Source organism: Yersinia aleksiciae, assembly GCF_001047675.1.
Lineage (GTDB): Bacteria > Pseudomonadota > Gammaproteobacteria > Enterobacterales > Enterobacteriaceae > Yersinia > Yersinia aleksiciae.
This window is the reverse complement of the sequence record NZ_CP011975.1, coordinates 2,435,924-2,447,906: the sequence shown is the minus strand read 5'-3', so window position 1 is coordinate 2,447,906 and position 11,983 is coordinate 2,435,924. Positions and strand designations below refer to the sequence as shown.

The window sequence follows — 11,983 nt, the reverse complement described above, 5'->3', positions numbered from 1 at the left end:
AGTGCAAACCTTTAACGCCGATCTTGCCATTATCGGGGCCGGGGGCGCTGGTTTACGTGCAGCAATAGCCGCAGCGGAAGCCAACCCTCAGCTGAAGATTGCTCTGATCTCGAAAGTATACCCGATGCGTAGCCATACCGTGGCTGCCGAAGGGGGATCAGCCGCCGTCACGCAGGACCACGATACCTTTGACTATCATTTCCACGACACCGTAGCCGGTGGTGACTGGTTATGCGAACAAGATGTTGTTGACCATTTTGTCCACAGCTGCCCGGAAGAGATGGCGCAGTTGGAAATTTGGGGCTGTCCGTGGAGCCGCAAACCTGATGGCTCAGTTAACGTTCGCCGCTTTGGTGGGATGAAAATTGAACGTACGTGGTTCGCCGCTGATAAAACCGGCTTCCACATGTTACATACCCTGTTCCAAACCTCGTTGAAATACCCGCAAATTCAGCGATTTGATGAGCATTTCGTCCTAGATATTTTGGTCGATGATGGTCAAGCGCGTGGCGTTGTTGCCATGAATATGATGGAAGGCACCCGAGTACAAATCAGAGCGAATGCCGTGGTCATGGCTACCGGCGGTGCGGGCCGTGTTTATCGTTATAACACCAACGGCGGTATTGTTACCGGTGATGGTATGGGGATGGCATTCCACCACGGCGTTCCGCTGCGGGATATGGAATTTGTGCAATATCACCCAACCGGCCTGCCGGGTTCTGGCATCTTGATGACCGAAGGTTGTCGTGGTGAAGGCGGTATTTTGGTCAATAAAGATGGCTACCGCTATTTGCAGGATTACGGCATGGGGCCAGAAACCCCGCTTGGCGAGCCAAAAAACAAATACATGGAATTAGGCCCACGCGATAAAGTTTCGCAAGCCTTCTGGCATGAATGGCGGGCTGGCCGCACTATCGCCACGCCACGTGGTGATGTGGTCTATCTGGATCTGCGCCATTTGGGCGAGAAGAAACTGCTTGAGCGCCTGCCGTTCATCTGTGAACTGGCAAAAGCCTATGTCGGCGTCGATCCGGTAAAAGAACCGATCCCAGTGCGGCCAACCGCGCATTACACCATGGGCGGTATCGAAACCAACCAGCAGTGTGAAACCCGCATCAAAGGGCTGTTTGCCGTCGGCGAATGTTCTTCTGTTGGTCTGCACGGTGCTAACCGCTTAGGTTCCAACTCACTGGCTGAATTAGTGGTCTTTGGCCGTGTGGCAGGCGAACAAGCCGCACTGCGCGCCATGGAAACTGGCCCAGCAAATGGCAGCGCGCTGGATGCCCAGACTCGAGACGTCGAAACTCGCCTGAGCAACCTGATGAAACAGGAAGGGACGGAGAATTGGTCCAAAATCCGCGATGAAATGGGTCTGTCGATGGAGGAAGGTTGCGGCATTTACCGCACACCGGAACTGATGCAGAAAACCGTGGATAAACTGGCCGAGTTGAAAGAGCGCTTCAAACGCGTGAAAATCACCGATAACTCCAGTGTTTTCAATACAGACCTGCTGTACACCATTGAACTAGGTTACGGCTTGGATGTGGCTGAATGTATGGCTCACTCAGCACTGAACCGCAGAGAGTCTCGCGGTGCTCATCAACGTCTGGATGAAGGCTGTACCGAGCGTGATGACGTTAATTTCCTTAAACACACGCTGGCCTTCCATACCCCAGGCGGCGCACCACGCCTTGAATACAGCGACGTAAAAATTACCAAGCTGGCACCGGCAAAACGTGTTTATGGTGGTGAAGCCACAGCACAAGATGCGAAAGATGCAAAAGATGCAAAAGATTTGAAGGATAAGGAGCAGGCGAATGACTGATATGAAAGTCCTGAAAATGGAGGTCATGCGCTACAACCCAGAACGTGATAGCGAACCTCACTTCGAAACCTTTGAAGTGCCTTACGATGAGCAAACTTCTCTGCTGGATGCGTTGGGCTATATCAAAGATAACCTGGCACCGGATCTCTCTTATCGCTGGTCTTGTCGAATGGCGATTTGTGGTTCGTGCGGCATGATGGTCAACAAAGTACCGAAGCTGGCCTGTAAAACCTTCCTGCGCGAATATACTGCCGGGATGAAGGTCGAGGCGTTGGGTAACTTCCCAATCGAACGCGATTTAGTGGTTGATATGACTCACTTTATCGAAAGTTTGGAAGCCATCAAACCGTACATTATTGGCAACGAGCGGAAACCGAAAGACGGCCCGAATAAGCAGACGCCAGCTCAGATGGCAAAATACCATCAGTTCTCCGGCTGCATTAACTGTGGTCTGTGCTACGCCGCTTGCCCGCAGTTTGGCTTGAATCCAGAGTTTATCGGCCCGGCCGCCATTACGCTGGCTCACCGTTACAATCTGGATAACCGTGACCACGGCAAGAAAGAGCGTATGCCTCAGCTTAACGGTAAAAATGGTGTCTGGAGCTGTACCTTCGTCGGTTACTGTTCTGAAGTTTGTCCGAAACACGTTGATCCGGCTGCTGCTATCCAGCAAGGCAAGGTCGAGAGTGCCAAAGACTTCATGATCGCCATGTTGAAACCACAATAAGGGAGGGGAGACAAAAATGACGACTAAACGTAAAGCTTATGTCCGCACCATGGCCCCCAACTGGTGGCAAAAGCTCGGTTTCTATCGCTTTTATATGTTGCGTGAAGGGACATCGGTACCGACAGTCTGGTTCAGTGTTCTGATGATTTACGGCGTATTCGCGCTGAAAAGTGGCCCTGCTGGGTGGGAAGGTTTTGTCGGCTTCCTGCAAAACCCATTGGTGCTACTGATCAATATCGTTACTTTATTGGCCGCAGTGTTACATACCAAAACGTGGTTTGAACTGGCACCCAAAGCCGCCAATATTATCGTGAATAGCGAAAAAATGGGTCCAGAGCCAGTTATCAAGGCGCTGTGGGTTGTGACGGTCGTGGCTACCGCGATTATTTTAGCCGTTGCCTTACTCTAACCCGGAGGAAAATAAGATGAATCAAGTCCCTAAGCGCTCCGATGAACCTATCTTCTGGGGTCTGTTTGGTGCTGGCGGTATGTGGAGTGCCATTATTGCACCTGCGGTTATTCTGCTGGTCGCCATCCTGCTACCACTGGGCGCCTTTCCAGGTGATGCGTTGAGTTATGAGCGCATTCTGGCGTTTTGTCAGAGTTTTATTGGCCGGATATTCCTGCTGCTGATGATTATTCTGCCACTGTGGTGCGGTTTACACCGTATCCATCACGCTATGCATGATTTGAGAATCCACGTCCCAGCTGGGAAATGGGTGTTCTATGGCTTAGCCGCCATTCTGAGTGTGGTTGCTATCATCGGTGTCCTGACGCTGTAATCACCCATGCCCTATCAACGGCCCGCGCCTCTGCCGGGCCATTTTTTTGCTCATCGCCAATAACTCAGATTCATCCATTTGCTTCTTCCATAGATGATAGCTATTCTCAGTTGCAAGTTAACAACTGAAACATTGAGGAATACCAATGCGTCTGTGGTCAAAATTATCTGTGTTGACGGCAACACTGCTCTCTGTCGCTTGCAATATCACACCACCAAAAGACGTGAAAATCGTCGATAATTTCCAATTACCACGCTATCTCGGTACATGGTATGAGATTGCTCGACTAGACCACTCTTTTGAACGCGGCCTAGATCACGTCACCGCCAATTACACGCTCCGCGATGATGGTGGCGTAAAAGTGATTAACCGAGGTTATAACGCGAAGAAACAGCAATGGCAGGAGAGTGTCGGCAAAGCCTATTTTATTGGCTCCCCACAACAAGCCTCACTTAAGGTTTCATTCTTCGGGCCTTTCTATGGCGGCTACAACGTCATTGATTTGGATGATGAATATCAGCATGCCTTAATTGCCGGCCCTAACCGAGATTACCTGTGGATCCTGTCTCGCACGCCAACCATTGATAGCCAAACACGCGATCGTCTGGTCGCCGTAGCGAAGAATTATGGATTCCCGGTGGAGGATTTGATCTGGGTTAAGCAGACGCCAGCTTCAACCCAATAATCCCCGCCAAAATCAGCCCCAAACTAAACACGCGTGCCAGACTGGCGGACTCCCCTAGCAGCGCAATGCCTAAAATGGCGGTACCTATCGCGCCGATACCCGTCCAGACCGCATATGCCGTACCAGCCGGTAGCGTTTTCATGGCATAGGCCAAAAGAAAAACACTCGCCGCCATCGCCACAAGAGTGATGACACTGGGTGTCAGCCGCGTAAAACCATGGGAATACTTCAGGCCAATAGCCCAAATAACTTCTAACAAACCCGCAATAACCAGAATAATCCAAGCCATGGTAACCACCTCGCTCAGGCGGGGTCGTCCCCGGAAAACAGATGCGTGTTCAGGTCGTCCCGAACAGCAGAAAGATTAGAGGGATAAATTATCACGCCCAATAATAAGCAGCAATACATTCAATGTAGGGATTGGAGATGCGAAGAGTCGTTTGCGGCAAAAAATTCGGCGGCGATTACCGCCGATGACAGCATAAAAAACGGCTTATTCAGCGCTGCGTTCAATAGCACTGCCAGCACTTTGAACATCTTTACCAACACCCTTCGTGGTGTTACAGGCACTCAATGAAGAGATAACTAACAATGAGAAAATAATCGCGATGCTTTTCTTTACCATTATGAAAGTTCCTTATAGAGCTTTGAGTATATTCGCTTTATAAGCATAGTCATAAAAACAGTATTACGCTTTCCTCAGGCTGAAGCGACGGCAAAACCGAGTGATGCCAGTCGGCTCCAATCAACCCAGCCCAGATAGCAGAAAACCGCTTTTAAGCGGTTTTCTTTAATTCTCAGCACAGCTTGTTTATCAAGCTTACTTCACGCGAGAAACATATTCGCCAGAGCGGGTATCAACTTTGATGACTTCGCCAACCTGTACGAATAATGGCACTTTGACCACTGCACCGGTGCTCAGTGTCGCAGGTTTGCCACCAGTACCGGCAGTATCACCTTTCAGACCTGGGTCAGTATCAACGATTTCGAGTTCAACAAAGTTTGGTGGGGTGACCGCGATAGGCAGGCCATTCCATAGAGTTACGATACATTCAGCCTGATCAACCAGCCATTTGCCGTTGTCGCCAATCGCTTTTGCATCAGCTTGCAGCTGTTCGTAAGTCTCGTTATTCATGAAGTGCCAGAACTCACCGTCGTTGTACAGGTAAGTCAGGTTCAGGTCGTTAACGTCAGCGCCTTCCAGAGAATCTGTTGATTTGAAGGTCTTCTCAACGCGCCCGCCGGTCAGCAAACGACGCATCTTAACACGAGCAAAAGCTTGGCCTTTGCCTGGTTTTACGAACTCGCTGGACTCAACTGAATAAGGCTCGCCCTCGAACATGATTTTAAGACCGGGACGAAAATCGTTGCTATAATAACTGGCCATGATGGTCCTCAAGAAACTGGTAGTAAGCCTAAAAAATGGCAAGTATTGTAACCCGAAACATGCCAATTAGAGAAGATTGGTTGCAACAACTCGCCGATGTAATTACCGATCCGGACGAATTGCTAAGAATTCTGCTATTAAATGAACACCCTAACCTGCAACAAGGCACTGCGGCACGTCGTTTATTCCCGCTTAGAGTACCACGTGCGTTCGTCGCACGTATGCAGCCAGGCGATCCATTAGACCCTTTATTGCTTCAGGTGCTCACCGCACGTGAAGAGTTTATCGCTGCCCCCGGTTTTACCAACGACCCGCTGGATGAACAGCGCAGTGTCGTACCCGGATTGTTGCATAAGTATCGCAACCGCGCGCTATTACTGGTCAAAGGTGGTTGTGCCGTCAATTGCCGCTACTGTTTCCGCCGCCATTTCCCTTATCAGGATAACCAAGGCAATAAAGCCAATTGGCATCAGGCGCTGAATTATATCCGCCAACATCCTGAGTTGGATGAGATCATCTTTTCGGGCGGCGATCCATTGATGGCCAAAGACAGCGAGCTGAGCTGGTTATTAGATGAACTAGAAAGCATCAGCCACATCAAACGGTTACGTATCCATACCCGTTTGCCAGTGGTGATCCCTGACCGAATCACTGCGGCTCTGTGCCAGCGGTTAAGTGATTCACGATTGCAGGTGTTGATGGTCACACATATAAACCATGCCAATGAAATCGATCAGCCCTTGCGAGACAGTATGGCGCAGCTGAAACGGGCGGGTGTGACGCTATTAAACCAGAGTGTGCTGCTACGTGGCGTCAATGATGATGCAGATGTACTGGCAACATTAAGTAATGCTTTGTTTGATGCAGGGATTTTGCCTTACTACATTCATGTTTTAGATAAAGTGCAAGGCGCTGCTCACTTTATGGTCGATGACGATGAAGCGCGGCAATTAATGAAAGGCTTGCTCAGCCGCGTTTCCGGTTATTTGGTCCCACGTCTAGCCCGAGAAATCGGCGGGCAACCCAGTAAAACACCACTGGACCTGCGATTAATGCAGAATGAGTAATTCGGGTGATTGAATCCAGCCAACACTGCTGCAATTCAAAAGATGACAGGTATAAAGGGGATGCCATGGCATCCCCTTATTTCAACTTGTGCCTAAGCTTTAGCTATCAAGGGCACTTATAAACTTCGCCAACCATTTTACTGTCTAGTGGCGCAAAGCTTGATAAGAAGGTTTCGCTCGGGCTGGTCGCACCATAAATCACGTTGCCGCCCATGGCTGCTGCTTTATTACGCAGGTCATTTGCTGCACCGCGCATAGAGCTGCTTTCACCGCCGCCACCTGAGAACCAGTTGCTCTGAACCCCAGTCACCTGGCCGACCAACTGACATTCACTACCCGGTTTGGTATCGGAGAACTTCACTTGCTCGCCTGCCGAACTCAATTGGTTAGTGGAGCTACAACCTGCCAGCAACAGTGCCGCTGAAAGACCGAGTAACACTTTAATCCGCATTTTTTTCCCCATTCGAAGTTGAGAATCACGCTAAAGATTACCAGAAAGCACCGCCGCCGCTTAAGCATCCGTTGCCGAAATCATCCAGATACCCGATATCGAGACTGATAGCCAATAGTTTACACATTAAATTAGCGCAGAAGCTAAAAAAAGTCCTGCAATCATCACACTGAATGAAATAAAACCGCTTTTATGGCGTTAGGTTGCAAAATTTGAATCAGATAATACTGAGTATAATGCTCTATTGGGACGGGGTTATGACAGGTTTGGGAATAGCAGGTTTAGTATCATAAATAAAAGCGAGCAGGTCACCCCACTCGCTTTTATCAACAGCTTTACCTTCCGTTACCGTTATCTCAACGGCGACCGAAAGATTGGGAGCATTACATCATGCCGCCCATGCCGCCCATACCACCCATGCCGCCAGCGCCCATATCGCCGCCTTTGTCATCACGTGGCAGGTCAGTGATCATGCACTCAGTGGTGATCATCAGACCAGCAATAGAGGCTGCGTACTGCAGAGCAGAACGAGTCACTTTAGTTGGATCCAAGATACCCATCGCGATCATGTCGCCGTATTCTTCGCTGTATGCGTTGTAACCGTAGCTACCTGAACCCGCTTTTACGTTGTTCGCGATAACTGAGGCTTCTTCACCGGCGTTAACCACGATCTGACGCAGTGGAGATTCCATCGCACGCAGAGCAACTTTGATACCCACGTTCTGGTCTTCGTTGTCGCCTTTCAGGCCAGAAGCAGTGATAGCAGATGCCGCACGAATCAGCGCAACACCACCACCAGCAACCACGCCTTCTTCTACTGCTGCGCGGGTTGCGTGCAGAGCATCTTCAACGCGTGCTTTCTTCTCTTTCATTTCAACTTCAGTTGCGGCGCCCACTTTGATAACGGCAACGCCGCCAGCCAGTTTAGCAACACGCTCTTGCAGTTTTTCTTTGTCGTAGTCAGAAGTCGCATCTTCAATTTGCTGACGGATCTGAGTAACACGGCCCTGAATTGCAGCTTCGTCACCTACGCCATCGATGATGATGGTAGTGTCTTTGTTGATAACAACACGTTTCGCCTGACCCAGATCTTCCAGAGTGGTTTTTTCCAGTTCCAGACCGATCTCTTCAGAAATAACAGTACCGCCAGTCAGAGTTGCGATGTCTTGCAGCATGGCTTTACGACGATCACCGAAACCAGGTGCTTTAACCGCAGCCACTTTTACGATGCCGCGCATGGTGTTAACAACCAGAGTCGCCAAGGCTTCGCCTTCAACGTCTTCTGCAATGATCAGCAGTGGTTTACCGGCTTTCGCGACGGCTTCCAGTACTGGCAGCATTTCACGGATGTTAGAGATTTTCTTGTCAGCCAACAGGATGAATGGGCTTTCAAGTTCAATCGAACCCGTTTCTGGCTTATTGATGAAGTAAGGAGACAGATAGCCACGGTCGAACTGCATACCTTCTACAACGTCCAGCTCGTCTTGCAGGCCAGAGCCTTCTTCAACGGTGATAACGCCTTCTTTACCGACTTTCTCCATCGCTTGTGCGATCAGCTCACCCACGGTTGAGTCGGAGTTCGCAGAGATGGTACCTACCTGAGCGATGGCTTTAGAGTCAGAGCAAGGTACAGACAGTTTTTTCAGTTCTTCAACCGCAGCGATAACGGCTTTGTCGATACCGCGCTTCAGGTCCATTGGGTTCATGCCGGCCGCAACTGCTTTCAGACCTTCAGTGATAATGGATTGAGCCAATACAGTTGCAGTAGTGGTACCGTCACCCGCCGCGTCATTCGCTTTAGAGGCAACTTCTTTAACCATCTGTGCGCCCATGTTCTCGAACTTGTCTTCCAGTTCGATCTCACGTGCAACTGATACACCGTCTTTGGTGATAGTTGGAGAGCCGAAAGACTTATCCAGAACTACGTTACGGCCTTTCGGGCCCAGGGTCACTTTCACTGCATCAGCAAGGATGTTTACGCCGCGTAGCATTTTGATGCGTGCGTCGTTACCGAATTTTACGTCTTTAGCTGCCATTGGTATTTCCCTTAACTCGTTCAGTTCAGAAGATTAGAGAGCGTGATTACGCTTCAACAATTGCCAGGATGTCGCTTTCGGACATGATCAACACTTCTTCATGGTCGATCTTCTCTGACTTCACGCCGTAACCATCGTTGAAAATAACGACGTCGCCTACTTTCACATCCAGCGGCTTGATCTCACCGTTATCCAGGATGCGACCATTGCCGACTGCCAGAACTTCACCACGGGTAGATTTACCCGCTGCAGTGCCAGTCAGAACGATGCCGCCAGCAGATTTGGATTCAACTTCTTTGCGCTTGACGATAACGCGGTCATGCAATGGACGAATTTTCATTGATAGCTCTCCTATGAGAAGGTCCGTATCAGATTTAGGATTAATATCGGTCTGCCTTCATAACCGATACCGTGGCTTTCTTAATGGGGGCGATATCTTATCGCTTCAAGGGAGACGACAAAAAAAATTTCATTTTTTTGTCGCCTGAAAGCGGGTTGTTTTATCCACTTCATCACCCTTACCCCAAAGAAAAGCCTGTCATTTACATGATTAATTTATGATTAATAAACAACCAATTAGAAAAAATCACCGCTTACCTATCATCTTTAAAACGATTATCTGTAGGTTTATCATCCTCATCCGGGCGATGCTCTACGGTGTAGCGATCATCAGCTTTACGCTGAAACTCGCCGTCAAAGGTATTTCCGCCGCCCATTGGACCACTGCCGGTACCAAAACCGCCGCCACGATAAATGTTCAGATGTGGCATCAGCTTTAGCGTTAACGATTTTTGAATCGGTGGTAATAGCAGCAGCAAACCGAGGAAGTCGGTGAAGAAGCCGGGGATCAGCAACAAGAAGCCAGCTAAGATCAGCGAGACGCTCTTGACCATTTCTGCCGCTGGGCTTTCACCTGCCGCCAGTTTTTGCTGCATCTGCATAAAGGTTTTGATCCCTTGGTTACGCACCAGAGATATCCCTACGCAGGAGCTGAAGATCACCAGCAGCAGGGTCACTAAGACCCCCAATACAGCTGCGACCTTGATAAATATCGATATTTCTATGTATGCCAATAAAAATATCAGCGCTAACGGTAACCAACGCACCGCGTTCTCCTTATTCCAATCATTCAGTACCCCTCATCAGGTCACCCTGCCTGACAGATACCATGAAAACCTTAACCCAACTGATGCTGGCTCTGCTCTTATTTCCCCTTACTTGCGGATTTAGGCGTCAGCTCCCCCTTTCAACTTGGGTCGACACTTATGAAATGGTGGTAGTTGACAGACTTTTCAAGCTGGGTAGATACTTTTATTACTAATTAGTCTAACTGTGAGTGAAATCACAGATATCAGATCATCTCAATTAATTACGACCATATAGTGATCCTAGTTCAAGGCTTTTTATTATTAGGCAGCATATGATCCTGTCAGCAAGAAGATGAATGGTTAATCTTTCCGCACGAGAGGTTCATCACGGCATCATATTGCGTCCACGGCGGCATAATTTAGTTAACAAATACAAAACAAGACAGCACATTAGAGAAGGTTCTCATGTCAAATAACATTCGTATTGAAGAAGACCTGTTAGGTACACGAGAAGTCCCCGCAGAGGCTTACTACGGTGTTCATACCCTGCGTGCGATTGAAAACTTCTATATAAGTAACAGCAAAATCAGTGATGTTCCGGAATTTGTTCGCGGCATGGTTATGGTTAAAAAAGCGGCGGCAATGGCGAACAAAGAGCTGCACACTATCCCGCGTAAAATTGCTGACATCATTATTCAGGCATGTGACGAAGTCCTGGATAAAGGGAAGTGTATGGATCAGTTCCCGGTAGACGTGTTCCAAGGCGGCGCCGGTACTTCTTTAAACATGAATACCAACGAAGTTCTGGCCAATATCGGTCTGGAGCTGATGGGTCACCAGAAGGGGGAGTATCAATACCTTAACCCTAACGACCATCTGAACAAATGTCAGTCCACCAACGATGCCTACCCAACCGGCTTCCGCATTGCGGTCTACGCCTCCATTATGAAGTTGATCGACGCGATCAATGAATTAGGCGAAGGTTTCGGTAGAAAATCCAAAGAATTCGAGAAAATTCTGAAAATGGGGCGCACCCAATTACAGGATGCAGTGCCGATGACATTGGGTCAGGAGTTCCGTGCTTTCCAAGTGCTGTTGAACGAAGAGACCAAAAACCTGCAACGCACCGCCGAGTTGCTGCTGGAAGTTAACCTAGGTGCAACCGCTATCGGTACTGCGCTGAACACACCAGAAGGCTACTCAGAGCTGGCAATTAAGAAACTTTCTGAAATCAGTGGCTTGCCATGTGTTCCAGCAGAGGATTTGATTGAAGCGACCTCCGACTGCGGTGCTTATGTGATGGTGCATAGTGCCCTGAAACGTCTGGCCGTGAAGATGTCAAAAATCTGTAATGACTTGCGTCTGCTGTCATCAGGTCCACGTACCGGTTTGAATGAAATCAACCTGCCAGAGTTGCAGGCCGGTTCTTCTATCATGCCAGCTAAAGTGAATCCGGTGATTCCAGAAGTCGTTAACCAGGTTTGTTTTAAGGTGATCGGTAACGACACTTGCATTACTATGGCGGCCGAAGCAGGTCAGCTCCAGTTGAACGTCATGGAGCCCGTGATTGGCCAGGCAATGTTTGAGTCCATCCACATCCTGACAAATGCTTGTTACAACTTGTTGGAAAAATGCATTAACGGCATTACTGCCAACAAAGAGGTTTGCGAGCGTTACGTCTTTAACTCTATCGGTATCGTCACCTATCTCAACCCATTCATTGGCCACCATAACGGTGACATTGTGGGCAAGATCTGTGCGGAAACCGGTAAAAATGTACGGGAAGTGGTTCTGGAACGCGGCTTATTAACTGAAGCCGAGCTGGACGACATTTTCTCTGTTGAGAACCTGATGCATCCGGCCTATAAAGCGAAACGTTATACCGATGAAAATGAACAATAAAATAATCATCCGGTAGCCCGATAAGGCACGCAT

The 11,983-nt window shown here is 49.0% G+C and carries 14 protein-coding genes; 7 read left to right on the top strand and 7 right to left on the bottom strand.

The window, feature by feature from the left end; translation table 11 throughout:
- Position 1 precedes the first annotated feature (1 nt).
- The 5 genes from frdA to blc all read left to right on the top strand — a co-directional run bounded on the left by frdA (position 2) and on the right by blc (position 4,019).
- Positions 2 to 1,825, top strand: coding sequence for a fumarate reductase (quinol) flavoprotein subunit (gene frdA, locus ACZ76_RS11070; RefSeq protein WP_048618987.1), 1,824 nt, complete (start codon positions 2 to 4; stop codon positions 1,823 to 1,825).
- Positions 1,818 to 2,552, top strand: coding sequence for a succinate dehydrogenase/fumarate reductase iron-sulfur subunit (locus ACZ76_RS11065; RefSeq protein WP_032898196.1), 735 nt, complete (start codon positions 1,818 to 1,820; stop codon positions 2,550 to 2,552). Before frdA ends, ACZ76_RS11065 begins: the two co-directional genes overlap by 8 nt.
- Before the next feature lie 16 nt (positions 2,553 to 2,568).
- Positions 2,569 to 2,961: a fumarate reductase subunit FrdC gene (gene frdC, locus ACZ76_RS11060; RefSeq protein WP_048618986.1), complete on the top strand. Its 393-nt coding sequence runs from the start codon at positions 2,569 to 2,571 to the stop codon at positions 2,959 to 2,961.
- 16 nt (positions 2,962 to 2,977) lie between these two features.
- Positions 2,978 to 3,334, top strand: coding sequence for a fumarate reductase subunit FrdD (gene frdD, locus ACZ76_RS11055; RefSeq protein WP_004873939.1), 357 nt, complete (start codon positions 2,978 to 2,980; stop codon positions 3,332 to 3,334).
- Positions 3,335 to 3,479: 145 nt separating this feature from the next.
- A complete protein-coding gene (blc, locus tag ACZ76_RS11050) occupies positions 3,480 to 4,019 on the top strand; it encodes an outer membrane lipoprotein Blc (protein WP_048618985.1) in 540 nt (179 codons plus the stop codon).
- Here blc and sugE read toward each other — a convergent pair.
- The 3 genes from sugE to efp form a co-directional block, all read right to left on the bottom strand.
- The gene (gene sugE, locus ACZ76_RS11045) at positions 3,991 to 4,308 is read right to left on the bottom strand and encodes a quaternary ammonium compound efflux SMR transporter SugE (RefSeq protein ID WP_048618984.1); all 318 of its coding nucleotides are present in this window, start codon (positions 4,306 to 4,308) and stop codon (positions 3,991 to 3,993) included. The genes blc and sugE overlap by 29 nt on opposite strands.
- Before the next feature lie 204 nt (positions 4,309 to 4,512).
- Positions 4,513 to 4,644 carry an entericidin A/B family lipoprotein gene (locus tag ACZ76_RS11040; protein WP_048618983.1) on the bottom strand — a complete coding sequence of 44 codons (132 nt, stop codon included), beginning with the start codon at positions 4,642 to 4,644 and terminating at the stop codon, positions 4,513 to 4,515.
- A 195-nt stretch (positions 4,645 to 4,839) separates the two neighbouring features.
- Positions 4,840 to 5,406: an elongation factor P gene (efp, locus tag ACZ76_RS11035; RefSeq protein ID WP_004873942.1), complete on the bottom strand. Its 567-nt coding sequence runs from the start codon at positions 5,404 to 5,406 to the stop codon at positions 4,840 to 4,842.
- Positions 5,407 to 5,441: 35 nt separating this feature from the next.
- On the opposite strand from efp, the gene epmB reads away from it, so the two are divergent.
- A complete protein-coding gene (gene epmB, locus ACZ76_RS11030; RefSeq protein WP_048618982.1) occupies positions 5,442 to 6,473 on the top strand; it encodes an EF-P beta-lysylation protein EpmB in 1,032 nt (343 codons plus the stop codon).
- Positions 6,474 to 6,579: 106 nt separating this feature from the next.
- Here the strand turns inward: epmB and ACZ76_RS11025 are convergent, their stop codons facing one another.
- From ACZ76_RS11025 to ACZ76_RS11010, 4 genes are all read right to left on the bottom strand, one after another.
- Positions 6,580 to 6,924, bottom strand: a complete 345-nt coding sequence (locus ACZ76_RS11025; RefSeq protein ID WP_048618981.1) for a DUF4156 domain-containing protein — start codon at positions 6,922 to 6,924, stop codon at positions 6,580 to 6,582.
- A 383-nt stretch (positions 6,925 to 7,307) separates the two neighbouring features.
- Entirely contained in the window at positions 7,308 to 8,960 is a 1,653-nt protein-coding gene (gene groL, locus ACZ76_RS11020) for a chaperonin GroEL (protein WP_032813274.1), read from the bottom strand.
- 46 nt (positions 8,961 to 9,006) lie between these two features.
- Complete coding sequence (locus ACZ76_RS11015; RefSeq protein WP_048618980.1) at positions 9,007 to 9,300, bottom strand: co-chaperone GroES; 294 nt, start codon at positions 9,298 to 9,300, stop codon at positions 9,007 to 9,009.
- A 253-nt stretch (positions 9,301 to 9,553) separates the two neighbouring features.
- Positions 9,554 to 10,066 carry an FxsA family protein gene (locus ACZ76_RS11010; RefSeq protein ID WP_048618979.1) on the bottom strand — a complete coding sequence of 171 codons (513 nt, stop codon included), beginning with the start codon at positions 10,064 to 10,066 and terminating at the stop codon, positions 9,554 to 9,556.
- 447 nt (positions 10,067 to 10,513) lie between these two features.
- Here ACZ76_RS11010 and aspA point away from each other — a divergent pair, with 447 nt between their 5' ends.
- Positions 10,514 to 11,950, top strand: a complete 1,437-nt coding sequence (aspA, locus tag ACZ76_RS11005; protein ID WP_048618978.1) for an aspartate ammonia-lyase — start codon at positions 10,514 to 10,516, stop codon at positions 11,948 to 11,950.
- The last annotated feature ends 33 nt before the right edge of the window (positions 11,951 to 11,983 follow it).